The organism is Mycobacterium pseudokansasii (assembly GCF_900566075.1).
Taxonomy (GTDB): domain Bacteria; phylum Actinomycetota; class Actinomycetes; order Mycobacteriales; family Mycobacteriaceae; genus Mycobacterium; species Mycobacterium pseudokansasii.
In genome coordinates this window covers 1,020,436-1,043,286 of the sequence record NZ_UPHU01000001.1, presented here as the reverse complement: position 1 = coordinate 1,043,286, position 22,851 = coordinate 1,020,436, and the positions used below count along the sequence as shown (strand labels likewise).

General features: G+C 66.1%; 23 protein-coding genes and 1 pseudogene. 7 read left to right on the top strand and 17 right to left on the bottom strand.

From position 1 onward, the window contains the following. Window positions 1-125: 125 nt before the first annotated feature. Window positions 126-1,730, top strand: coding sequence for an MFS transporter (locus EET10_RS04830; RefSeq protein WP_122501937.1), 1,605 nt, complete (start codon window positions 126-128; stop codon window positions 1,728-1,730). 3 nt (window positions 1,731-1,733) lie between these two features. Here EET10_RS04830 and mftG read toward each other — a convergent pair whose 3' ends face one another. The 7 genes from mftG to mftA form a co-directional block, all read right to left on the bottom strand. Continuing rightward, window positions 1,734-3,173 (bottom strand): mycofactocin dehydrogenase MftG, encoded by a 1,440-nt coding sequence (mftG, locus tag EET10_RS04825; RefSeq protein WP_063467632.1) that lies wholly within the window; start codon window positions 3,171-3,173, stop codon window positions 1,734-1,736. A gap of 8 nt (window positions 3,174-3,181) precedes the next feature. After that, complete coding sequence (gene mftF, locus EET10_RS04820) at window positions 3,182-4,594, bottom strand: mycofactocin biosynthesis glycosyltransferase MftF (RefSeq protein ID WP_036398390.1); 1,413 nt, start codon at window positions 4,592-4,594, stop codon at window positions 3,182-3,184. After that, window positions 4,591-5,340 carry a mycofactocin biosynthesis peptidyl-dipeptidase MftE gene (gene mftE / locus EET10_RS04815; RefSeq protein ID WP_063467676.1) on the bottom strand — a complete coding sequence of 250 codons (750 nt, stop codon included), beginning with the start codon at window positions 5,338-5,340 and terminating at the stop codon, window positions 4,591-4,593. The genes mftF and mftE overlap by 4 nt, the downstream gene beginning before the upstream one ends. A gap of 67 nt (window positions 5,341-5,407) precedes the next feature. Further along, window positions 5,408-6,580 (bottom strand): pre-mycofactocin synthase MftD, encoded by a 1,173-nt coding sequence (gene mftD, locus EET10_RS04810; RefSeq protein ID WP_063467631.1) that lies wholly within the window; start codon window positions 6,578-6,580, stop codon window positions 5,408-5,410. A gap of 2 nt (window positions 6,581-6,582) precedes the next feature. Further along, window positions 6,583-7,767 (bottom strand): mycofactocin radical SAM maturase, encoded by a 1,185-nt coding sequence (gene mftC / locus EET10_RS04805; RefSeq protein WP_122501936.1) that lies wholly within the window; start codon window positions 7,765-7,767, stop codon window positions 6,583-6,585. After that, window positions 7,764-8,045 carry a mycofactocin biosynthesis chaperone MftB gene (gene mftB / locus EET10_RS04800; protein ID WP_244601840.1) on the bottom strand — a complete coding sequence of 94 codons (282 nt, stop codon included), beginning with the start codon at window positions 8,043-8,045 and terminating at the stop codon, window positions 7,764-7,766. Before mftB ends, mftC begins: the two co-directional genes overlap by 4 nt. An 85-nt stretch (window positions 8,046-8,130) precedes the next feature. Beyond that, complete coding sequence (gene mftA, locus EET10_RS04795; RefSeq protein ID WP_036395329.1) at window positions 8,131-8,220, bottom strand: mycofactocin precursor MftA; 90 nt, start codon at window positions 8,218-8,220, stop codon at window positions 8,131-8,133. Window positions 8,221-8,321: 101 nt separating this feature from the next. Between mftA and mftR the strand changes: the two genes are divergently transcribed. From mftR to EET10_RS04775, 4 genes and pseudogenes are all read left to right on the top strand, one after another. Then, window positions 8,322-8,915: a mycofactocin system transcriptional regulator gene (gene mftR, locus EET10_RS04790; RefSeq protein ID WP_036399460.1), complete on the top strand. Its 594-nt coding sequence runs from the start codon at window positions 8,322-8,324 to the stop codon at window positions 8,913-8,915. Beyond that, entirely contained in the window at window positions 8,912-9,970 is a 1,059-nt protein-coding gene (locus tag EET10_RS04785) for a DUF2332 domain-containing protein (RefSeq protein WP_036398391.1), read from the top strand. Before mftR ends, EET10_RS04785 begins: the two co-directional genes overlap by 4 nt. Window positions 9,971-10,141: 171 nt before the next feature. Continuing rightward, a pseudogene (locus EET10_RS04780) lies at window positions 10,142-10,525 on the top strand (hypothetical protein); the annotation flags it as partial. A 37-nt stretch (window positions 10,526-10,562) separates the two neighbouring features. Next, on the top strand, window positions 10,563-11,504 hold the full coding sequence (locus EET10_RS04775) for a Gfo/Idh/MocA family oxidoreductase (RefSeq protein WP_167480127.1): 942 nt from the start codon (window positions 10,563-10,565) through the stop codon (window positions 11,502-11,504). Window positions 11,505-11,507: 3 nt separating this feature from the next. On the opposite strand, the gene EET10_RS04770 is transcribed toward EET10_RS04775, so the two are convergent. The 8 genes from EET10_RS04770 to EET10_RS04735 all read right to left on the bottom strand — a co-directional run bounded on the left by EET10_RS04770 (window position 11,508) and on the right by EET10_RS04735 (window position 20,205). Then, window positions 11,508-12,716: an NAD(P)/FAD-dependent oxidoreductase gene (locus EET10_RS04770; RefSeq protein WP_246013714.1), complete on the bottom strand. Its 1,209-nt coding sequence runs from the start codon at window positions 12,714-12,716 to the stop codon at window positions 11,508-11,510. A gap of 18 nt (window positions 12,717-12,734) precedes the next feature. Next, window positions 12,735-13,559, bottom strand: coding sequence for a mycofactocin-coupled SDR family oxidoreductase (locus EET10_RS04765; RefSeq protein WP_174719673.1), 825 nt, complete (start codon window positions 13,557-13,559; stop codon window positions 12,735-12,737). Between the two features lie 252 nt (window positions 13,560-13,811). Beyond that, entirely contained in the window at window positions 13,812-14,612 is an 801-nt protein-coding gene (locus tag EET10_RS04760; RefSeq protein ID WP_036398400.1) for an SHOCT domain-containing protein, read from the bottom strand. A gap of 163 nt (window positions 14,613-14,775) precedes the next feature. After that, a complete protein-coding gene (gene tuf / locus EET10_RS04755; RefSeq protein WP_023370882.1) occupies window positions 14,776-15,966 on the bottom strand; it encodes an elongation factor Tu in 1,191 nt (396 codons plus the stop codon). Window positions 15,967-16,189: 223 nt separating this feature from the next. Next, on the bottom strand, window positions 16,190-18,295 hold the full coding sequence (gene fusA, locus EET10_RS04750; protein WP_036398405.1) for an elongation factor G: 2,106 nt from the start codon (window positions 18,293-18,295) through the stop codon (window positions 16,190-16,192). Window positions 18,296-18,370: 75 nt separating this feature from the next. Then, the gene (gene rpsG, locus EET10_RS04745; RefSeq protein ID WP_023370878.1) at window positions 18,371-18,841 is read right to left on the bottom strand and encodes a 30S ribosomal protein S7; all 471 of its coding nucleotides are present in this window, start codon (window positions 18,839-18,841) and stop codon (window positions 18,371-18,373) included. Beyond that, entirely contained in the window at window positions 18,841-19,215 is a 375-nt protein-coding gene (gene rpsL, locus EET10_RS04740; protein ID WP_007167812.1) for a 30S ribosomal protein S12, read from the bottom strand. Before rpsL ends, rpsG begins: the two co-directional genes overlap by 1 nt. A 342-nt stretch (window positions 19,216-19,557) precedes the next feature. Continuing rightward, complete coding sequence (locus tag EET10_RS04735; RefSeq protein ID WP_036398407.1) at window positions 19,558-20,205, bottom strand: TetR/AcrR family transcriptional regulator; 648 nt, start codon at window positions 20,203-20,205, stop codon at window positions 19,558-19,560. 253 nt (window positions 20,206-20,458) lie between these two features. Here EET10_RS04735 and EET10_RS04730 point away from each other — a divergent pair, with 253 nt between their 5' ends. Together EET10_RS04730 and EET10_RS04725 are read left to right on the top strand one after the other, a co-directional pair. Then, entirely contained in the window at window positions 20,459-20,845 is a 387-nt protein-coding gene (locus tag EET10_RS04730) for a DUF3060 domain-containing protein (protein ID WP_036398409.1), read from the top strand. 15 nt (window positions 20,846-20,860) lie between these two features. Then, window positions 20,861-21,343, top strand: a complete 483-nt coding sequence (locus EET10_RS04725; protein ID WP_036398411.1) for a DUF3060 domain-containing protein — start codon at window positions 20,861-20,863, stop codon at window positions 21,341-21,343. A 19-nt stretch (window positions 21,344-21,362) separates the two neighbouring features. Here EET10_RS04725 and EET10_RS04720 read toward each other — a convergent pair whose 3' ends face one another. Together EET10_RS04720 and EET10_RS04715 are read right to left on the bottom strand one after the other, a co-directional pair. Further along, window positions 21,363-22,127 (bottom strand): crotonase/enoyl-CoA hydratase family protein, encoded by a 765-nt coding sequence (locus EET10_RS04720; RefSeq protein WP_063467627.1) that lies wholly within the window; start codon window positions 22,125-22,127, stop codon window positions 21,363-21,365. Then, a complete protein-coding gene (locus EET10_RS04715; RefSeq protein ID WP_099188657.1) occupies window positions 22,124-22,846 on the bottom strand; it encodes a PaaX family transcriptional regulator C-terminal domain-containing protein in 723 nt (240 codons plus the stop codon). The genes EET10_RS04720 and EET10_RS04715 overlap by 4 nt, the downstream gene beginning before the upstream one ends. Between the last annotated feature and the right edge of the window lie 5 nt (window positions 22,847-22,851).

Here is a 22,851-nt window from a genome sequence, read left to right as displayed (position 1 = left end):
CTCCGGGCGGGGATCAACGCTACTGCCGGCGATCTGCACTACCTCCGTTTAAGAACGAGACTATCCGTCTATATGCAAGACCGTTAGTCTCGGCAAGTACTTGCCGCCGGAAGGAGGCGTACAGCATGGTGAACACCCTCATCCGGCCTCATCAGCGTACCGACGGGATGCCGTCGGGTACCTCTGATCGCGCTCGAATCTGGACCCTGGCGGTGGCCTGCACGGGCGTGTCGCTCGTCGTTGCGTCGATGGTCGCGTTGAACACGGCACTGGGCGACCTTGCAGTGGCGACCTCGGCGACGCAATCCGAGCTGACCTGGGTGGTCGACGGTTACACCGTGGCGCTGGCCTGCCTGCTGCTACCGGCCGGGGCCATCGGCGACCGTTACGGCCGGCGTGGCGCGCTGCTGTTCGGTCTGACTGTGGCCTCGGTGGCCTCGGTGGCGCCGGCGATCTTCGACGCCCCGCTGCAGATCATCGCGGCCCGGGCGGTGGCCGGCGCCGGCGCGGCATTCGTGATGCCCGCGACGCTCTCCCTGCTGACCGTTGCTTATCCGAAAGAAGAGCGGATGAAGGCCGTCGGGATCTGGGCCGGAGTGGCGGGCTCCGGAGGGGTGCTGGGCATGTTCGGTTCCGGTATCCTTCTCAGCTTCTGGGATTGGAAGTCGATCTTTTGGGCACTCGGCGCCGCCGGCGCGTTGGTCTTTGTGCTGACGTGCACCGTCGCGTCGTCACGCGAACCCGATGCACCGCGAGTCGACTGGCTGGGCGCGGTACTGATCGGCGCCGCCGTCGCGGTGTCGGTATTCGGCATCCTGCAAGCACCCCAGCGCGGGTGGAGCGACGCCGTCGTCGTCGGCGGCCTGGTCGCCGGAGCGGTCCTTGCCGGGGCCTTCGGTGTCGTCGAATTCCGGCGGCGGCAACCGCTTCTCGACGTGCGCCTGTTCGCCGATCCCGGCTTTGCCACCGGGGTGGGAACGATCGTCATGCTGTTCGGTGCGACCTTCGGCTTCTTCTACCTCGGCATGCAATACGTCCAGCAGATCATGGGCTACTCCGCTCTGATGACGGCGGTCGCCTTCGGCCCGTTCATGGTGCCGCTGGGCATCTTGTCGGCACTGTCGTTCTGGTACGTCCCGAAACTCGGTCTGCGGCTGGTGCTGCTGGTGGGCATGCTGGTGATGTCGGTCGGTTTCCTGTGCATGCGCGGGCTGTCGGTGGACTCGTCGTACTTCGACCTGGCCTGGCCCGCGTTGATACTCAGCGCGGGCATCGGGTTATGCACGGCACCAACGACTTCGGCGATCATGGCGGCGGTTCCCGACGAAAAGCAGGGCGTGGCATCGGCGGTCAACGACACCACCCGGGAGGTGGGAGGAGCGTTGGGAATCGCGGTGGCCGGCTCGATACTGGCCGGACGCTACGCGCAAGAGCTCGCGACGAGTTTGTCGGCCTTCCCGCCGGCTGTCCGCAACCCGGCGGGCGATTCGCTGGCCAAGGCCGTGGAGGTGGCCAACAAGCTTGGGCCCCAGGGAAAGCAGCTTGCCGACGTCAGCAAGGCGGCTTTCCTGACCGCCATGCACGCCTCGACGCTGGTGATGGCCGTGATTGTGGCCGTCGCAGCGGTGCTGATCGGACTGTGGGCACCCGGCCGGGATGGACGGCAACTGGGTCTGATCCGCCGGGTCGTCGCACCGGCGCCGGCAACGGCGGGAGGTCACCGGGCCTGAAGCTCATGCGACGAATTCGGCCGCCCGATGCCCCAGCATCACAATGGTGGCATGCGGACCGCGGCTGGTGATCACCGGCAGGACGGAACCGTCGATCACCCATAGGTTTTGGATACCGTGCACCCGGCACCGGACGTCCACGACGCCCCGCGGGTCACCGTCGGCACCCATGGGGGCGCTGCCGCACAGGTGTTGTGACGTCGACCACGCCGCTTGCCCAATATCCGTTGCTGCACAGGATATTTCGCGGACCAGGTCGACGCCCCGCTGCAGAGCGGCGACGTCGGCCGGCTCGCTGTCGTAACGATGCTCGATCCGCGGCGGCACGTCGGGATCCGCCGAGATCAGCGTGATCCGACCGCGCGCCCTGGGCTGCATGAGCGCCACCCCGATATGTGGCCAATCAGGCTGTCCCGCAATACCATTACCGGTCATCGCCACGAAACCACCGGTATAGGGCCTGATCTCGAGGCCGTCTGCGGTATGGAGCACCACTTCCAGCACCGGCCGTTCGGGAACCACGCCCCACGTCGTGGGGAGCACCCATTCCGCGTGATCGCTGCAATTCATTCCGACCGCCAGCGGCGCCACCACCGGCACGCCAACCGCACGCAGCATCGCCTCGTCACCGACGCCGGACAGCATGAGCAGATGCGCCGACTCAATCGCACCGGCGCAGAGAACAATTCGGTCGGCCGCCAGAATAATCGGCCCGGATGGGCCAACCGCGTCGACACCGACGGCTCTGGTGCCGGAGAAGCGCAATCGCAAGGCGCGGGTTTGCTCCAGCAGTGTCAGGTTTGGCCGCCGCAGCGCGGGCAGCAGATACCCGGCGCCGGACCCGGTCCGGACACCGTCCACGATGTTCAGCGGGACCGCGCCCACCCCCGAGACACTCGACGGTCCAACGTCGTTCAGGTCGTCGATCCAGGGGAATCCGGCGCGCTCGGCAGCAGTGATGAAGCGCTGGGTGATGCCGGCCATCTCGCGCGTCCGCCGAACCAGGATGGGGCCGGCGCCACCGTGCGCAGGCGTGTTGAAATCCAGATCTGTCTCGATGGCCCGGAAGTGTTCGAGTACGTCTGGCCATGCCCAGCCGGGTAGCGCGGCGCGATCGAAATCCTGTGGTAGTCCGCGGCAGAAGTAGCCGCCGTTGATCGCACCGCAACCACCGAGCGTTGCACCCCGAACGATCGCCAGTCGGCGAATCGGCCGGTCGGTGAGCCGGGTCTGGTACCGCCGGACCAGCGGACTACCGACGCCGATCGGCAGCCGAAACCCATCGGAGGTTTGTGCCAGCAGCTGCGGATCGGCGAGGCCGGGACCCGCCTCGAGGACGGTCACGACACAGCGGGGATCGGCAGAAAGACGGGCGGCCACAACCGATCCGGCGCTGCCCGCGCCGACGATCAACACGTCGCTGTGCCCGGCGGCAGCGGTCAAGGTGGCCGTTATGCCCGAATTTGCGGTTTGAGCGCGCCGACATTGCGTTCGCGCACCACGCCGTACCACAGGCCCAGGCCGTAGGCGAGGTCGTCGACGCGCTTGAGTAACACGTAGGTCAGCACGCCGATCGGTTCGGTATCGCCATCGGCGGCCTCTTTACGGCGGAGCCAGTCGACCACGCCCTCGACGATCGCGGCGACCAGCACGACCCGCCGGCAGCGCCGAAAAAGCAGGGCCGCAACCAAGGTCACCGGCCAGTAGTGCCGGCACATAGCCGACGCCAACTGCAAAGCCGCGGAACACAATCCGCGCGTGGCGACTACCAGCACATCCGACAGTGAGGTGTCTGCGCTGCGCATTGTCCTGGCGATGCGCCGACCGGTCACCACCGCGATGACCAGCGACGCCAGCTGACAAAGCCCGGTACCCAATGACATCAGGATCCAGGCCGTCAGTGCCCAGCCGGAAATCACCAGCGGCGCGGTCTTGTCGGGGTGACGCACAGACAAGGGCGCGGCCGAACCGCCGTAGAAGGCCTTGCGCGCAATCCAGTCCCGTAGCTGCGTGCGATGGTCGTGCGCGACCAGCGCGATCGGCTCGTAGCGCAGCCGGGCGCCGACTTCGATCAACCGCCAGCACAGGTCGACGTCCTCTCCCGAATACAGGGTCTCGTCGAAACCACCCACGTCGCGCAGGGCTGCGGCGCGGCAGACGATCGCGGCGCTCGGCACGTAGGACACCGGGCTGTGCGGTAGCACCGGCGCCTCCCGCAAACCGAGATCCAGCGACGAGCGCACCGCCTCGTAACGAGCCACCAGGTTCTCGCTTTGCGCCATACCGACGATGCGGGGCGCGACCAAGGCGACCGTGGGATCACAGAAGTGGCCCAGCAGCGCTTCGAGCCATCCCCGGCGTGGCGCCACGTCGGAATCCAGGAATGCCACGAAGTCGGTGGTGCACGCCGCCAGACCAGTGTTGCGTGCCGCCGCCGGACCTTTGCTGCGCGGGTGATGCAGCACCTCGATGTCGCAGCGCGCCCCGGGAAAATCCTCCAATTCGACCGGGCACGCCGACCCGTCGTCGACCACGATGACGCGCAATCCACGCAGTGAGGCCACCAACCGGCGCACACCAGATGTGTTGTCGCGCACCGGTATAACTATGGTGACGTCACGATATGAGGGACCGCTGGCGGGGCGCGGATGCGCCACCGTGGCATCCAGCAGGGTGCGGGCCAGTTGTGCGCTGAGCTCGTCGCGCACCTTGAGCCGGCCGTCGGAAAGCATGTCCTGCGCGGCGGGAGCCAGCCGCAGCAGCCGGGTCGGTGAACCACCGAGCAGGGCCGAGCCGTGGCCGAGCACCCGCACGCGGCGGTCGACCTGCACCGCGAACCCATCCGGCAGTCGCGTCTGGGTCATGCCAGCATCCCGTCGGGTCCGGGTAACCACCGGGCAATCCGACGCCGGCAATCATCGACCATCTCCGCGAAGATCCGTCTTCCGGCCGCCGCCGTCGCCGTGGTTGGGTCGCCCAGCACCCCGGTCGGACTGACGGCCGCGACTCCGCCGCGCCGCATCGACGGCAGCAATTCCTGCAGCGGCGCGCCGTTGCCGGCCAACAACCGGTCGGTCAGCACTTCGTCCGGCGAAATATGCAGCAGTACCGATGTTTCAGTGTGCCCGGCATGCGCGTCACCGCCCACGGTGCTGCACGAACACCATCCGGCGTCGCGACCTTCGGAGCGCAGCAGGCCGACTGCGCGGCCCAACGCCCCGATATTGCCGCCGTGACCGTTGACGAAAACCAGCCGATCGGCCCAGCAAGTGGCCGACCTGCCGTACTCCACCAGCAGCATGGCCAGGGCGTCGATACCGATGGAGATCGTCCCGGCAAAGCTCTGATGCTCACCGCTGGCGCCGTAGGCGATCGCCGGAGCCACCAGCCAGTCCGGCCGGGGCAAACGCGTGGCCACCGCCCGGGCGACGGCGGTCGCGATCCGGGTGTCGGTATCCAGCGGCAGGTGCGGACCGTGTTGTTCGGTAGACCCCAACGGGACCACTATCGTCGGCGAGATGCTTGGTAGCTGGCTCGACGTCGAGTTCCCCAGTTCGCCGCGTACGGGCACTCGCCGATGGTAGGCCGAATTTACCTGCCGTGCACCGATTGTTACCTCTTCTACTGAATTTTTTTCTGCGCCACCGATATTGACGCGGCCGGAATTTACTTGGAAGTTACACACCCAATTCCCGAGCGAAACCCGCGGGCACGATGATGTCGTCCGGCCGCAGGTCATGGACCGAACTGCGGCAAAGGCCCATCAACGCGGAGTCGATGCCGCCGCGCAGGATGTCGAGGACGTTTTCGACGCCGGCCTGGCCGTTGGCGGCCAGTCCCCAGAGGTACGCGCGGCCGATCATCACTGCTCGCGCACCCAACGCGACCGCTTTGACGACGTCGCTGCCCCGCCGGATGCCGCCGTCCAGCAACACCTCGATCTGGTCGCCGACCGCTGCCGCCACGGCGGGCAGGGCACGAATCGAGGCAGGCGTGCCGTCCAGGTTGTTGCCGCCGTGGTTGGATACCGATATCGCGGAAACGCCGGCATCGACCGCTCTTTTGGCGTCGTCCACCCGCATCACTCCCTTGAGCATGAACGGGCCCCCCCACAGCTCACGCAGCCAGGCGATGTCTTCCCAGGTCGGCGGCGGGGTGCCGAGCCACTCGCCGTAGGCGGCGAAGAACGTCGGGCCGGGTTCGCCGCGGCGGCCCTGATTGGGCACCCGCAGATCCGGTGGGCGCAGCGTCTTGCCGAACTTCCACAACCAGCGCGGCCGCACCATCGCCTCCGGGAACCGCTGCACCACCGACCACAAGCTCATCTCTTCGGGAATCTTGGGGCTACCCCAGTCGCGCCCGTGCGAGAACGACCAGTCGGTGGTGACGATCAGCCCGACCGCTGCGGCCTGCCGAGCCCGTTCGACACGCTCGGCGATGGCGTCGCGGCCGCCGAGCCAGTAAATCTGGAAGAAGATCTTGGGATTGGCGGCAACGACCTCTTCGATCGGTTTGCTGGCGAACGAGGACAAGCCCATCGCGGTGCCCCGGGCCGCCGCCGCCCGCGCGACGGCCACCTCGCCGTCGGGATCGACCGCCTGCACACCGGTCGGCGAAATGATCACCGGCAGCGAAATATCCTGGCCCATCACGGTCGTGGCCAAGTCACGCTTTTCCGTCGCGCCGATGACGTGTGGCGCGAAGCCGAGTTCTGCGAAGGCCGCGACATTGTCGGCGACCGTGATTCCGTTTTCGCTTGCCGCGATCAGCGACGAGTACACCGACTTGGGCAATCGCCGCTTTGCGCGTTGCTGGGCGACCGCCACCGTTTCGAACCAGGCATCGGCCATGACTACAGCGGGCTTTCGTTGCAGAGCCTGGCCGGCGGTCTGACGTTCAGTGTCAGGGGTACGGGTCGACTTGCCTTTCGCGAATGGTCGACGCGCGGGCGCGGCGCCTCGCGTTGGCGGGCCAGGGCCGGCGCAGCGTGGCCTTGCACGCATTCGGGATCCGGGCCGTCCAGTGGCAGGCCGGTGAAAAACTTGGCCGCCATGCATCCGCCCCGGCAGCTGTCGTAGTGCCCGCAGCTGCCGCAAGCACCCGCGGATTGCGGCTCCCGCAATTCACGGAATAACGGAGCGTTCTTCCAAACATTCTCGAAGCCAGTGCCAAAGCCGGAGTCGGACAACACGTTTCCGGCCAGAAAGCGGTCATGGATGGCAAACGGGCAGGCATACACGTCGCCCACCGGATCGATCAGGCAGACCACCCGGCCGGCGCCGCACATATTGAGACCGGCCAGCGCACCGGATTCGCCCAGTGGGGACAGGTGGAAGAAGGAGTCGCCGGTGAGCACCCGCTCGCCGTTGCGCACCAACCAGTCGTAGAGCTCAACCTGCTGAGCCGCCGTGGGGTGCAGGTCTTCCCAGACATCGGCGCCCCGCCCCGACGGGCGCAGCCGGGTGATCCGCAGGGTGGCGTCGTAACGGCTTGCCAGCGCGGCGAATTCGTCGAGCTGACCGACATTGTGGCGGGTGACCACCACCGAGATCTTGGCGGCTCCGGCCTTGCCGAAGCCCGCCTCGGCCAGGTTTTCCAGAGCACGCACCGCCATCGCATACGAGCCCGGGCCGCGGACCGCGTCGTTGACCTCGGCGGTCGCGCCGTCGAGCGAGATCTGGACGTCCACGTAGTCACTGGCGGCCAACCGCGCCGCCACCTCCGGGGTGATGCGAACCCCATTGGTGGAGAACTTCACGCCGACCCGGTGGGCGGTGGCGTAATCCACCAACTCCCAAAAGTCGGGACGCACCGTAGGTTCACCGCCACCGATGTTCACGTAGAACACCTGCATGCGTTCGAGCTCGTCGATGATGTCCTTGCACTGGCGGGTGGACAGCTCGCGCGGATCACGTCTGCCGGACGACGAAAGACAGTGCACACACGCCAGGTTGCAAGCGTAGGTCAACTCCCAGGTCAGACAGATCGGCGCGTCCAGTCCGTGTTCGAACTGCTCGATGAGCCGCGGTACCGTCACCGGTCCTCCCGGGGGATCAACATCGTCGAAGCGGCCAGCACACCCAGCGCATGCAGATAGGGACCCTGTCCGGAATCCGCCACACCGGCGCCACGGCAGGCGGAGCGCGCGTCGGGATAATCGGCCAGCGACTGCACCACCGTCAGGATGGTGCGATTCTTCAGAAACGACAGCTTGCGGTTGCCGAAGTGATACAGCAGCGCGCCGAAGGGCTCGGGCCGAACCGCCACCTGCGGGTGCAGCCGCCAGCCGCGATCCGGATCGAACTCGTCAGGCACGCCCTGCGACGATGCGGGCCGGATAGCACCCCGAGGTGGGGGTCCCACCCGCTTGCGGGGGAGAACCGGGCAATCCGGCACCGGGTCAGTAGACCCCGCACATGCCGTCAATGGAAACTTCTTCAACCAGGGTCTCGGTGACGAGTTCGACGTCGGTGTCAGTCTCGTGGTCCACGTGGATGCCTTTCGTCCTGGGCCTCGACAATGTGAGGTGGTACCGGTCACACTGATCGCTAGAATATGGCATCGAGTGCCTAAATGGAAGGGCGGGGTCTGATGCTGCACGCGTCGCGGGTGGGCCGGCGCCGCTCGACGACCAAGCACCACATCACCGACGTTGCCATCGAGTTGTTCGCTGCCCGCGGCTTCGGCGAAGTCAGCGTCGACGACGTCGCGCAGGCAGCCGGCATCGCCCGTCGCACCCTCTTTCGCTACTACGCATCCAAGAACGCGATTCCGTGGGGTGACTTCGACGCCCACCTCGCGCAGTTACAGCTCCTGCTCGACAACATCGATCCGCGGGTCCGACTGGGCGCTGCGTTGCGTGCGGCGCTGTTGGCGTTCAACACCTTCGACGAGTCCGAGACCGTCCGGCACCGCCAGCGGATGCGTATCATTCTGGAAACCGCTGAGCTGCAGGCATATTCGATGACGATGTATGCCGGCTGGCGAGCGGTGATCGCCGGGTTCGTGGCCCGCAGGCTCGGCGGCAGGACCACCGACCTATTGCCTCAGACCATCGCCTGGACGATGCTCGGGGTCGCTTTGAGCGCCTACGAAAACTGGCTGGGTGACGAATCCGTGTCGCTGCCCGAGACACTCGGCAATGCCTTCGACGTCGTCGGCGCCGGGTTGGACCGGCTCGGATGAGCGGCCCCATCGATAGCGGGCACCTGCTGCACACCCTGCGATCGCAGGGACGGTTCTGCGCCGGCTCCGGCTCACCGATGTACGGCGAGCTGTTCGAGCTGGTGGCCGCCGACGTCGAAGCCGACGGGGTCTTCGCGACCGTCCTGGCCGGCCACGAGGCCGACCCATCACGCCACGCAGTGCCGCTGCGTCTACTCGGCGGCCTGCACCGGTTGGTACTCGACGGCCGGGCGCCGTCGTTGCGCCGCTGGTATCCGAGCACCGGCGGCAGCTGGGATGCCGCATCCGCCTGGCCCGACATCGTGCGTGTCGCCGTCGATCGCACCGATGCGTTGCGGGCGGCCCTGGACCAACCACCACAAACCAACGAGGTCGGCCGGTCCGCCGCGCTGATCGGTGGCCTGTTACACCTCAACCACGAATTCAGGTTGCCGGTAAGACTTTTCGAGATCGGTGCCAGCGCCGGCCTGAACCTGCGGGCAGACCGGTACCGCTATCGCTACCACGGCGGCCAGTGGGGACCGGCCGAGACACCGGTGACGATCGACGATGCGTGGCGCGGTCGGTTGCCGCCGACCGCTGCGGTGCGCATCGTCGAGCGCCACGGGTACGACATCGCGCCCATCGATGTGACCGGCGCCGACGGCGAATTGACCGTGTTGAGCTACGTCTGGCCCGACCAGCACGCCCGCCTGAAACGGCTGCGCGGCGCCATCGAGGTCGCCCGGAACGTCCCGGCGCAACTGCACCGTCAGACCGCGGCCGAGGCGGTCGCCGCGCTGACACTGGCCGACGGCGCCATGACGGTGCTGTGGCATTCGATCACCTGGCAGTACCTGTCCGCCGACGAGCGGTCCGCGATCGGCGCCGCGGTCGAGCACCTGGGCGCGCAAGCCGGCGAGCGCACCCCGTTCGCGCACCTGACGCTCGAGCCGGCGCGCAACGGACCCGCCGGTGCGCTGAAATTCCTGGTCCGCGCCGCCAGTTGGCCTGACGGGCGGACGCGGGTCCTGGGCGAATGTCATCCGCACGGGCCACCGGTGACCTGGCAGTAGTTTTGTCGCGCCCGGGTCGTGGGCCTGTCCACCGATCGGAGAACACCACCCGCGCCATTCGGGGATCGGCGTTCAGCCCGATAAATGGCTATTCGGCTCATGCCATACGGTCCGCCGGTCACGCAGTATGATAAGGCGGTGACTCGCATCCCATTCGGCGGGTCATCGCCTCTGTGCGTCTCACCAAATCTCCGTAGATGCTGCCATGCCGATTCATGCTCACCGGGCACCACGGGGAATTTCGGCCCGGATTGGTCCTTTTGGCCCAATCGGTTCCTCGGCTCGGCCGACCCTGCGGTTATCGGCCATCGCACGGGCACGCATCGGACCATCAGCCCCGAGGAGACATGGCAGGCCGTACAGCCATCCCGTTCCGCTGCCGGTATCACTCCCGTCGCCGATATCACCTGGCTGGACAGTCTCGGTATTCCCGCAGTGCAGGCGGTGCGCCCGGCGTCGCTGACGGTGTCGGTGAGCCAGGGAAAGGCGACCAGCTACCGCGCGGCCCACGTTAACGTGCCCGAACGCGAGCTCGCCGCCGGCCCGGCCGAGCATCCCCCCACGCTGTCGTGACCGCGACACCGGTAGTTCTGTGCGGCACCAACTACGGCGCCTGCTACGTCCCGTCGCTGCAGGAACTGACCGACTCGTTCGAGCTGATCGGCATACTCGCCGCCGGCAGCGAGCGTTCCGCACGGCTTGCCGCGCGGCGAAACGTTCCTGGACAAGCGTCGCGGAGGTTCCCGACAAGGCGCGGGCCGCCATCGTCGCGCTTCCGCCGCCAACCGCGGGATTGGTGACCGCACAGCTGCTGCGCCGCGGTGTGCACGTCCTGATGGAGCACCCGGTGCGCGCCGACCTACTCCGGGAGCTGCGTCAAAAAGCCTTGTCGGCGAAGGTAATTCATGCCGTCAACTGCCACTTCGCGGAATTGGGCCCGGCGCGCGCGTTCGTCGGCGAATGCCGTCGGCGCCGAGCCTCGAACCCGCCGACGTACGCCTCCGTCGTTACCGCGCCCCGATCGGCATATGCCACATTCGATCTGCTGGGACGAGCGCTGGGCTCCCTGGCCGGGTCAGCCCTGGAGCGCGAAGTGGCGCCGAGCGCTACACCGGAACACCCGTTCAGGAGCTTTCGCGGGGTCATCGACGACGTGCCGGTACGCGTGCAATGCAGCCATGACGCCGGCGCCGTCGACGACGGGAGCGACAGCCCCGTACCGCAGCGCATCGAAATCGGATTCCCGGACGGCAGCCTGATACTGCACTCATACGCCGGCCCGGTCATCTGGCTGGAGAAGTTCCGAATGCAGTTGCATAACACCACGATTCCGCTGTGGCGGACCCACGCACCGGAGATTGCGACGTTTTCGGGATTGATGGACGAGCGCGTGCAGGCGAACAGTCGAGCACTACGGGAATTCCGTCAGCAAATCCAGACCGGAAAACAGCCCGAACACCGAACCACCGAATGGCTGACCGCCGTGGCTGAGCTCGCAAGGGCCATCCGAACCCGTCAAGTGCTGCCGGAATAAGGCTCAACCGGCGTCGGGTGATTCCAGCATTTCGGAGATGGGTACGCCGGCGGCGATCTTGGAGCGCACCTTCATGACCTTGCCCGGCATCCCGCCGCCCACCACCCCGACCAGCACACCATCGCGCTCGTAGTAGGCCAGGAACCTTCGGCCGTCGTCCTCGACGAGGTGGACGATATCGGTGGCGTGCGGCTCACCCAAGCACTGGATCTTGACGTCATACTGGTCGCTCCAGAAATAGGGGACGACCACGTTGGACGGTACGTCGCGGCCCAGCATCGCCGGCACAACCACCCGGGCCTGGTCGGCAACATTGCTCCAATGTTCCACGCGCACTTGGTGTCCCATCGGATCGCGCCAGGAGGCGACATCACCGAGCGCCCAGACATTGGGCGCACTGGTGCGTCCGGCTTCGTCACAGATCACGCCGTTGTCGACGTTGACGCCGCTACCGTCGAGCCAGCCGGTCGCCGGATGCGACCCTATGCCGACAACCACCAGGTCGGCGGGTAGTTCCGTACCGTCGGTCAGGACCACCGTGTCGACATGGCCCGCACCGCGGACCTCGGCCACGCCGATACCGGTGCGCACGTCGACGCCCTCGTCCCGATGTAGGCGGGCCACCAGCTGACCGATCTGCGCGCCGAGCACCGATGCCAGCGGCGTCGGCTGCGGTTCGACCAACACCACGGCCACACCCAGACCGCGCAGGCTGGCCGCCACCTCGCAGCCGATAAAACCGGCCCCGACGACGACGGCGCGGGTGGCGGCCGACGCGTGGGTGCGCAACGCCATGCACTCGTCGTACGACCGCAGCACCCGAATGCCCTCGATGTCCGGGAAGGTCGGAATGCGCCGCGGCACCAGGCCGGTCGCGATGACGAGCTCGTCGTAGCCCAAGACGGTTCCGTCGGCCAGGGTCAGTGTCTGGGCGACGGTGTCGAGGCCGGTGGCCGCCGACCCCAGCCGAAGCGTGATGTCCTTCTCGTCGTACCACTCACGCGGTTTGAGGGCGACGTCGTCGACCTCCTTGCGCAGTACTTCCTTGGACAACGGCGGCCGGTCGTAGGGGAGGTGGACTTCGTCGCTGACAATCGTGAGGCGACCCGCGTAGCCGGCCCGGCGGAGTTGCTCGGCGGTCCGGGCTGCGGCCAGTCCCCCACCGACGATCACGATCCCGCGGTTTACGCCTTCGCTACTGGTCACCTGCAGTTCATACACGATCGCGCGTCAATACTTCAAGGCGCCCTTGTCGACGGGTATCTGCGTTCCGGTCAGCGTGCCCGAGCCGTCGCCGGCCAACCACACGACCACGTCGGAGACCTCATCGGGAGCCATGAATCCCTTGGGCTGCAACGGCATTGGCGGGAAGCTATGCACATAGCCGGCATGCTTGGCAAATATTTGCATCATCACTTTGGGCTCGATCATCGGGCTGTCGACCGAATACGGGTGGATGGAGTTGACCCGGATACCGAACTCGCCGAGCTCGAGCGCCAGCGTGTTGGTCAACGCGACCAATCCGTGCTTGCTCGCTGCGTAGTGTCCGTTTCCCGGCGTGGCCTTCAGCCCCGCCGCAGAGCTGACCACCACGATCGACCCGCCGTTGCCCGCCTCGATCATCGCGGGCACCGCGGCGCGCAGGGTCTGCCAGGTGCCGGTGAGGTTGACCCCGACCACGGTGTCCCACTGCTCATCGGTGAGTTCCCAGAGCCGCCCCCAGCCCAGCACCCCGGCATTGGCCACCAGGATGTCCAGCCGGCCGAAAGCCGCGATGCCATCGGCCACCAGCTGGCGCAGCGCCGCGCCGTCGCGGACATCGGCCTCGCGCGCCAGCACCTTGCGGCCCTCGGCCTCCACCGCGCGGACGGTCTCGTTGAGGTCCTCCGGTGTGGCCGCGGGGTAAGTGAGACAGTCCGACGCCGGCGCACAGATGTCCAGCGCGATGATGTCGGCCCCCTCCCGGGCCAGCCGCACCGCGTGCGACCGTCCCTGAGCGCGGGCAGCTCCGGTGACGAATGCGACCCGTCCCCGTAGTGATCCAGCCACGTGCACCCCTTCCGCCGCCTGTCAGGCTAGCAGCGGAATTGGAACGTGTTCTAACGGCCGGCGACGAGGCGACGGCGGGTCACGGGCGGGCTTGGCCGTCGAGTGTGCAGTGGCGGCTTTGACTGTGCGGCCACGGCGAGTTCCCGGCCGGTATGCCGCCGTGTGGTCACACCGGAATCCGTAGGCGCACACTCGAACAAACGCAGTCGGCGGAGGCGGACCGGGCGATCCAGCCGCCCGGCGACGACCCGTCCCCGCTCAGATTTCGGCGATGATCTGCGCCCGCCGGCTGGTGTACTCCTGATCGTTCACCACGCCGCTGGCCCGCAGCGACTCCAGCTCCTGCAGCCGATCGGCGATCGACGCCTGCGAGGCGGCCGGCTGGGACCCCGGTGCCTGCTGCTCGGCCGCCCGTCGTACCACCGCTTGGATCTGCTGACGCAACGCCGGATTCGACCGGATGTCGACCATTCGGTTGAGTGGAATGCCATTGGCCTTCAGGATCTGCAGGATCTCCATCAACGGGCCGGCCTGCCCGCTCAAGTCGTAGGTCTTGTTGTCCTCGGCCAAGGTGAACTGGGCCGGGAGCAGGCCGTTGACCAACGCGCTGCGCTCCCAATCAATCAGGTATTGCTGGGTGGACGGGTCGACCAGAACGACAAGCTTGCGCGCGGTCAGGTTGCCGAGGCGGGTCACGCTGGCGATGACCCGGTCTTCGCTGTCGAACGGCACGATGCCGGGTCCGGCGATGTGCAGGTGCACCTTGACCACCGGTTGGTCATTGATCCGGGTCCCGGTTTCTGTGAGGCCGGTGATTTGCGCGAGCGCCAGCACACCGCTCTGCTCGAGCGCGGCACTCTTGGCCGCCGTCTTGACGCCCCAATTGGTCAATGCCAGCGCGATCAGCACGTCCGCCACGGTGATCAGGAGACCGACATAGAACATCCACGACATCAGGCTGCCCAGGCCAAGCGTGAAGTAAACGATCAAGAAGATCGGCCCGACCAGGCCGCCGCACAACAGCACCAACAACTGCATCTTGATATAGCGCGCCAGCATGTGCCTGCTCCTCGCATCACGGTTAGGTCGTGTCAGATTAGCGCGCACGTTCGGCTACCGATCACATACCGCGCTGCGGACACAGTCGCTTGCCGAGGGCAACAAGCACCAGGCCCGGATTGCCATGATCGGCAATCCGGGCCTGGCGATGAACCGGTTAGCGCTACTTGATGATCTTGGTGACCCGGCCGGCGCCGACAGTACGGCCGCCTTCACGGATCGCGAACCGAAGACCTTCGTCCATGGCGACGGGCTGGATCAGCTTCACCGCAATGTTGGTGTTGTCGCCGGGCATCACCATCTCGGTGCCCTCCGGCAGCGTCACCACACCGGTCACGTCGGTGGTGCGGAAGTAGAACTGCGGACGGTAGTTGTTGAAGAACGGCGTGTGCCGCCCGCCCTCGTCCTTGGACAGGATGTAGACCTGGCCCTCGAACTCGGTGTGCGGTGTGGTGGTGCCGGGCTTGATGACGACCTGGCCGCGCTCGACGTCTTCACGCTTGACGCCACGGAGCAACAGCCCGACGTTGTCGCCGGCCTGCCCCTGGTCGAGCAACTTGCGGAACATCTCCACACCGGTGACGGTGGTCTTGGTGGTCGTCGGGCGGATGCCGACGATCTCCACTTCCTCGTTGACGTTGACCACGCCGCGCTCCACACGACCGGTGACCACGGTGCCGCGGCCGGTGATGGTGAAGACGTCCTCGACGGGCATCAGGAACGGCTTGTCGGTCTCACGGACCGGGTCCGGGATCGACTCGTCGACCGCATCCATCAGCTGCTCCACCGACTCCACCCACTTGGGATCGCCCTCGAGAGCCTTGAGTGCCGAGACCCGCACTACCGGGGCGTCCTCGTCGAACTCCTGGGCGGCCAGCAGTTCGCGGACCTCCATCTCGACGAGCTCGAGCAGCTCCTCGTCGTCGACGGCGTCGGCCTTGTTCAGCGCGACCAAGATGTAGGGCACACCCACCTGACGCGCGAGCAGCACGTGCTCACGGGTCTGCGGCATCGGGCCGTCCGTGGCGGCAACCACCAGGATCGCGCCGTCCATCTGGGCGGCGCCAGTGATCATGTTCTTGATGTAGTCGGCGTGGCCCGGCGCGTCGACGTGTGCATAGTGCCGCTTCTCGGTCTGGTACTCCACGTGCGCGATGTTGATCGTGATACCGCGCTGACGCTCCTCAGGCGCGTTGTCGATCTGGTCGAACGCCTTCGACTCGTTCAGGTCCGGGAACTTGTCGTGCAGGACCTTGGTGATAGCCGCGGTCAGGGTGGTCTTGCCGTGGTCAACGTGACCGATGGTCCCGATGTTGACGTGGGGCTTGGTCCGCTGGAACTTCGCCTTCGCCACTGTTGTGTCCTCCTGGACTGTTGGTGCTTATAAAAGCAGTGTTGATGTTTTCGGTTATGCCGCGGTAGGTAACCGGGCCAGCTTACTCGTGAGCCCGACGACCTATTACTCGCCCGTCGCCTTCGCTGTGCTCATTGCTCGACTCCTTGCCTCGTAGGCTGCACCTACTCGCCCGTCGCCTTCGCTGTGCTCATTGCTCGACTCCTTGCCTCGTAGGCTGCACCTACTCGCCCGTCGCCTTCGCGATGATCTCCTTCGACACCTGAGCCGGCACTTCGGCGTAGGAGTCGAACACCATCGAGTAGTTCGCCCGGCCTTGAGTCTTGGACCGCAGGTCGCCGACGTAGCCGAACATCTCCGACAGCGGCACGTGCGCCTTGACGACGCGCGAACCGCCCCGCTCCTCCATGGCCTGGATCTGACCACGGCGCGAGTTCAAGTCGCCGATCACATCGCCCATATACGTTTCGGGCGTGGTGACCTCCACGGCCATGATCGGCTCCAGGATGACCGGCTGCGCCTGGGCCGCCGCCTTCTTCAGCGCCTGGGAACCGGCGATCTTGAATGCCATTTCCGAGGAGTCGACCTCGTGGAAGGCACCGTCGAGCAAGGTGACCTTGAGATTCACCAGCGGGTAGCCGGCCAGCACACCGTATTGCATAGCGTCTTGGGCTCCGGCGTCGACCGACGGGATGTACTCGCGCGGGATGCGGCCACCGGTGACCTTGTTCTCGAACTCGTAGGTCGCACCGTCTTCGCCGGTGAACGGCTCCAGTTTGATGATCACCTTGGCGAACTGGCCGGAGCCGCCCGTCTGCTTCTTGTGGGTGTACTCGACGGTGTCCACCACGCGGCGAATGGTCTCCTTGTAGGCCACCTGCGGCTTGCCGACATTGGCCTCGACCTTGAACTCGCGGCGCATCCGGTCCACCAGGATGTCCAGGTGCAGCTCGCCCATACCACCGATCACGGTCTGGCCGGTTTCTTGATCCAGATGCACCTTGAAGGTGGGGTCCTCCTCGGCGAGCTTCTGGATTGACAGGCTCAGCTTCTCCTGGTCGCTCTTGGTCTTGGGCTCGATCGCCACCTCGATCACCGGGTCGGGGAAAGTCATCGACTCCAGCACGATCTGGTTGTTCGGGTCGGCCAGCGTGTCACCGGTCGTGGTGTCCTTTAGGCCGATCACCGCGTAGATGTGGCCGGCGCTGGCCCGCTCGACAGGGTTCTCCTTGTTGGAATGCATCTGGAACAGCTTGCCCAGCCGCTCCTTTTTGCCCTTGGTGGCATTGATGACCTGGCTGCCGGACTCGACGGTGCCCGAGTACACCCGGATGTAGGTCAACTTGCCGAAGAACGGATGCGTGGCGATCTTGAACGCCAGCGCTGCGAAGGGCTCGTCGGTAGTCGCGTTGCGGACGACCTCTTCGTCCTCCTTGCCGGGCGGATGGCCGATGGCCGGCGGCACGTCCAGCGGCGACGGCAGGTAATCCACCACGGCGTCGAGCATCGGCTGCACGCCCTTGTTCTTGAAGGCGCTGCCGCACAGCACCGGGTAAATCTCACTGGCGATCGTCAGCTTGCGGATCCCGGCCTTGATCTCCGCGACGGTGAGTTCCTCGCCGCCGAGGTACTTCTCCAGCAACTCCTCGTCAGTCTCGGCGACCGTCTCGATCAGCTTGGTGCGGTATTCCTCGGCTTTTTCCCGCAGGTCGGCCGGGATTTCGATGGTGTCGTAGGTCTCGCCCAGCTTGGTCTCGCCGCGCCATACCTTGGCGTTCATCTCGACCAGGTCGACGACGCCTTCGAAGTCGGCCTCGGAGCCGATGGGCAGCTGGATCGGCACGGCGTTGGCCCCCAGCCGCTCCTCCATGGTGCGCACCGAGAAGTAGAAGTCGGCGCCGATCTTGTCCATCTTGTTGACGAAGCAGATACGCGGGACATCATATTTGTCGGCTTGGCGCCAGACTTGCTCGGACTGCGGCTCGACGCCCTCTTTGCCGTCGAAAACGGCGACCGCCCCGTCGAGCACCCGCAGGTTGCGCTCCACCTCGACGGTGAAGTCGACGTGTCCCGGCGTGTCAATGATGTTGAGCTGGTTGTCTTTCCAGAACGTCGTCGTCGCAGCAGAGGTGATGGTGATACCGCGCTCCTGCTCCTGCTCCATCCAGTCCATCGTCGCGGCGCCGTCGTGCACCTCACCGATCTTGTAGTTGATGCCGGTGTAGTACAGGATTCGCTCGGTCGTCGTGGTTTTGCCGGCATCGATATGTGCCATGATGCCGAAGTTGCGGACCCTGCTCAGGTCAGTTAGCACGTCCTTCTGTGCCACAGAAGTCTTCCCACTCTTTCGGTTGCGTAGTTAATTCGCTGTCGGTTGCGCCCGGCCGCCTCTCGCCGGCAGCTCTCACCAGCGATAATGCGCAAAGGCGCGGTTCGCCTCGGCCATCTTGTGGGTGTCCTCACGCCGCTTGACGGAGGCCCCGAGGCCGTTGCTGGCATCCAGAATTTCGTTTGCCAACCGTTCGATCATCGTCTTCTCCCGGCGTTGCCGCGAGTAGCCGACGAGCCAGCGCAGCGCCAGCGTGGTCGACCGGTCCGGGCGCACCTCGACCGGCACCTGGTAGGTCGCACCACCCACGCGGCGGCTGCGGACCTCCAAGGCCGGTTTGACATTGTCGAGAGCGCGCTTGAGGGTGATGACGGGATCGGTGCCGGTCTTGTCGCGGGCATGTTCGAGCGCTCCATAAACAATGCGCTCGGCCAGCGATTTCTTCCCCTTCAGCAGAACCTTGTTCACCAGTTGGGTGACCAGCTGCGACCCGTACACCGGGTCGTTGACCAACGGACGCTTGGGCGCGGGCCCTTTGCGCGGCATCAGCTCTTCTCCTTCTTGGCGCCGTAACGGCTGCGAGCCTGCTTGCGGTTCTTCACTCCCTGGGTGTCGAGCGAACCGCGGATGATTTTGTACCGCACACCGGGCAGGTCCTTCACCCGGCCGCCACGCACCAGCACCATCGAGTGCTCCTGCAGGTTGTGGCCCTCGCCGGGGATGTATGCCGTGACCTCAACCTGACTGGTCAGCTTCACCCGCGCGACCTTGCGAAGCGCCGAGTTCGGCTTCTTCGGAGTGGTGGTGTACACCCGAGTGCACACGCCACGGCGCTGCGGGCTGCCCTTGAGAGCCGCGGTCTTGACCTTGGCGATCTTGTCCCGACGACCCTTTCGGACCAGCTGCTGAATGGTTGGCATCTACCGGCTTTCTGTGTCGCTGTCTAGGGTCCGGCTCCGGTCCCCGTATTGTTATCAAGTCCTTGTACTGCAGTTATGCCCTGCCTCGGAACCAACGTCGTGTCAAACGCCGTACCCCGCTGCCGGGTGCGTCGCATGCGGTTGGCCTCCGAACTCAATCCGCCTCGTCCATGACATCTCGGTGACATCATGGACATGCGAATTGGCCCGGCATCCACGCCCTCAAGTCGGGCGCTGTAGGCCGCCAGGCACGAGCAACCACAATACCGCTCGGCGGTCAGGCAGGTCAAAGTGGTGCCCGAACCAAGCGGAGATCCATTACCCGGGCCTACCCAATCAGCGTTAGGCCTGCTTGGCGCCGTGCTCCGCGGTGCGCTTTTCCATCCCCGCCGCCAGGCGCAACACCATGTCGGAGAACACCGCGTCGGTATCGATCTCATCCATCACGCCGGTCATTTCCAGCAGCACGAACCCGTGTAGTGCCGACCAGAACTCCAGCGCTGCGTAAAAGGCCTCTTCGCCTTCCAGGCCGTAGGAGGACAGCACAGCGATCACCGGCGCGGCGGCACTTCTGGTCGCCGCGGCGTACTCGGGATCGTCGCCGCCCAACGGCATCCGGGTGAATGCCGAGTACCGACCCGGATGGTGGTGGGCATAGCTGCGGTACGCACCCGCCATGACCAATACCGCGTCATCGCGGGCGCGCCCCTCGCCAACCCTGTTCAGCATCGTGATGATGTCGTCGATCACCCGAACCCGCACCGCGCGGCGCAGGTCCTCCAGGCTGTCCACATGGTTGTACAGCGACGGCCCCTTGGTTCCCAGTTGGGTCGCCAGCGCGTTGATGGTCAGCGAATCCCAGCCCTCCCGGTCCAGGAAGGTCAGGGCACCCTCGACGATGGAATCTCGGCTCAACTTGGCCGGCCGCGCCGCGGCTTTCACGGCGCGCTGGCGCCCAGCCGTTGACGGCGATTCCGGCGAAGCTGCCATGACGATCGTCCTTCAATTGCTCCACGTGCGAATGACGGTGGGTCATCGCCGCTCTAGCGGTTGTGGGAGGTCAACGGTGGGTCAACTAATGACTCTAGTTGACCCGACCGTGGATCGACCGCGCCAGAGGCGGGCGCGGCGGGGTGTCAACCAAATGCGCTCAACGCTGTCGTCGGGCAGGGCACTACACCTAGGCTAGGTGCACACCTCAATCGAGCACCGATCACGCGCCAACGGAGGGGGGGGGCCCGCAGTGAAATGGACAACCGCCGCCGCGTCACTGGCCAGCTGCGCCGTCACCATCGTCACCACCGCCGTCACGTCGATCGCGCTACCGCCGGCCGCGCACGCGAAAAACGGCGACACCCATATCACCGGCGAGGGCCTCGAGCAGGTCTTGGACTGCAACGATTCGACCCTGTTGGTCAACGGCACCGCCAACATCATCACCGCGAAGGGAACGTGCTGGGCGGTGACGGTGATGGGCTCGTCCAACACCGTCGTTGCCGACACGGTGATCAACGACATCACGGTCTACGGTTGGGATCAGACGGTGTTCTTCAAGAACGGCGATCCATTCATCTGGGATCGCGGCCGCGAACTGGGTATGGTCAACCGGCTCCAGCGAGTGGGCCCCTAAGGAATCGAGGAGCCTATGCGCGCTCACGTCCCCACCTCGCGGCTGTCCGCGATCGCTCTGACACTGGCACTCGGCACGACGGCCGCCGGGCTGGTCGCCTGCAGCTCGACGGCCAATCCCCCGCCGGCCACCAGCAGCTCCGGAAAGTCCACAACCGCGACGAGCAGCGGAACGGCGGCGCCGTCCACGTCCAACGGGCCCCCGACGACCGCGTCGATCGAGATCGGCAACATGCTGAACTACGGGTCGATCGGGACGACCGCCACCCTGGACTGCGCCGACGGCAAGTCACTGAATGTCGCCGGCTCGGAAAACACCCTCACCGTCAACGGCACCTGCTCGACGGTGACCATCGGCGGCACCAACAACAAGATCACCTTCGACAAGATCGACCAGCACCTGAGCGTGCTGGGGCTCAACAACACCATCACCTACAAGGACGGTGACCCGAAGGTCGACAACATCGGCTCGGGCAACACCATCAACAAAGGCGGCTGACGCGCCGGGCGCCGTCACGTCACGCCGGGGCGCCGTGGCGACCGGCGCCCGCGGCAAAGCGTGCGGCTCCCGTCGACGCCTCGCCCGCCACCCGGGACATGCTGGCGAATTCCAGATCGAGCGCCGCCGATTCGGGCAGACCCCATTGGTGCAGCGCCGACAACCGATCCGATCGCAGGCACTGCTGCGGCAGGGCGGCCAACTCGGCCGCCAACGCCTCGGCCGCCTGCCTGGCCTGCCCCTTGGGCACCACACGATTGGCCAGTCCCATCGCCAGCGCCTCATCAGCCCGCACCGCCCGGCCGGTGAGGATCATGTCCATCGCCCGGCTGTGTCCGATCAGCCGCGGCAACCGCACCGTGCCGCCGTCGATCAGCGGTACTCCCCAGCGGCGGCAGAACACACCGAACACGGCGTCCTCTTCGGCCACCCGCAGGTCGCACCACAACGCCAATTCCAGACCACCGGCTACGGCGTAGCCACTGACAGCGGCAATTACCGGTTTGGACAGCACCATTCGTGACGGGCCCATCGGACCTGGGCCCGTGCGGTGCACGGCATTTGCCTCCGCCGTGCCGAAGGCCTTCAAATCAGCTCCGGCGCAAAAGGTTCCGCCATTACCGCACAACACGGCCACCGCAGCGGTGTCGTCGCGGTCGAATTGCTCGAATGCCGAATAGAGCGCGGCGGCCGTCGGGCCGTTGACCGCATTGCGCTCCGCCGGCCGGTTGATGATTACCGTGGTCACCGGGCCGGTGCGCTCCACTTGCACCAGATCGCTCACGTCGCCTCCAGAAGTTGAGTTGGGTCAAGGCGTTTCGCCAGCTCGGTGGCGAAGTCATGGTATGCCGCGCGCAGCCGGGCACCCGGCCACTGTGCGGGCAGCAGTTCGGCGGGCAGCATCGGATCGGTGAGCAGATGGCGGACCATCGCGGCGGCCACCACGAAACGACCGGGAATGTCTGCGGCTTGGGCGATCTCGTCCAGCAACTGCTCGCCGGCGTCGGCCCAGTCGGCTAGGTCCCATAGCCGTGCCGCCAGCTCAGCGGGTGCGTCATCGTGGGCGCTGAGCACCCGCACCTGAGCTGTGATATCAGGGGGAAGTTCCAGGTCGAGGTTGTCGGGCCGCAACCACACCCCTTCGCGTAGTTCACCGAACCGCTTGTCCTGCAGGTTGGTTCGCAACGCGGCGCGGGTGCGGGCGTCGTTGCCGACGCTGGTGATCACTACCAGGCGCCAGGAGCCGTTCCAGTCCCGGGCCCGCGGGCGCATAGCCTCGTCCTGCCGCCGCTGACGGGCCAGCAACCGATCCGAAAGCCGGTAACCGTCGGCGGATCTGATCAGGTCGCCGGTGCTGACCATACGGGTCAGCGCCACCCGCAACGTCGCCTCCTTGATACCGAAATCGGCTGTCAGCCTGACCAGTTTGCCTGCACTGGCCCACGCGGGGTGAGCCCCGAGCAGCAGACTGAGCACCACTGAGCGAGCGGTCATGCGCGCCAGCGATT

What these genes read in the sequence shown, in the direction of transcription:
- EET10_RS04830 (WP_122501937.1), top strand. Translation starts at nt 126, where the DNA reads ATGGTGAACACCCTCATCCGGCCTCATCAGCGTACCGACGGGATGCCG.
- mftF (WP_036398390.1), bottom strand. Translation starts at nt 4,594, where the DNA reads ATGACCCAGACGCGACTGCCGGATGGGTTCGCGGTGCAGGTCGACCGC.
- mftD (WP_063467631.1), bottom strand. Translation starts at nt 6,580, where the DNA reads ATGGCCGATGCCTGGTTCGAAACGGTGGCGGTCGCCCAGCAACGCGCA.
- mftR (WP_036399460.1), top strand. Translation starts at nt 8,322, where the DNA reads ATGCTGCACGCGTCGCGGGTGGGCCGGCGCCGCTCGACGACCAAGCAC.
- EET10_RS04785 (WP_036398391.1), top strand. Translation starts at nt 8,912, where the DNA reads ATGAGCGGCCCCATCGATAGCGGGCACCTGCTGCACACCCTGCGATCG.
- EET10_RS04760 (WP_036398400.1), bottom strand. Translation starts at nt 14,612, where the DNA reads ATGCTGGCGCGCTATATCAAGATGCAGTTGTTGGTGCTGTTGTGCGGC.
- rpsG (WP_023370878.1), bottom strand. Translation starts at nt 18,841, where the DNA reads ATGCCGCGCAAAGGGCCCGCGCCCAAGCGTCCGTTGGTCAACGACCCG.
- rpsL (WP_007167812.1), bottom strand. Translation starts at nt 19,215, where the DNA reads ATGCCAACCATTCAGCAGCTGGTCCGAAAGGGTCGTCGGGACAAGATC.
- EET10_RS04735 (WP_036398407.1), bottom strand. Translation starts at nt 20,205, where the DNA reads ATGGCAGCTTCGCCGGAATCGCCGTCAACGGCTGGGCGCCAGCGCGCC.
- EET10_RS04725 (WP_036398411.1), top strand. Translation starts at nt 20,861, where the DNA reads ATGCGCGCTCACGTCCCCACCTCGCGGCTGTCCGCGATCGCTCTGACA.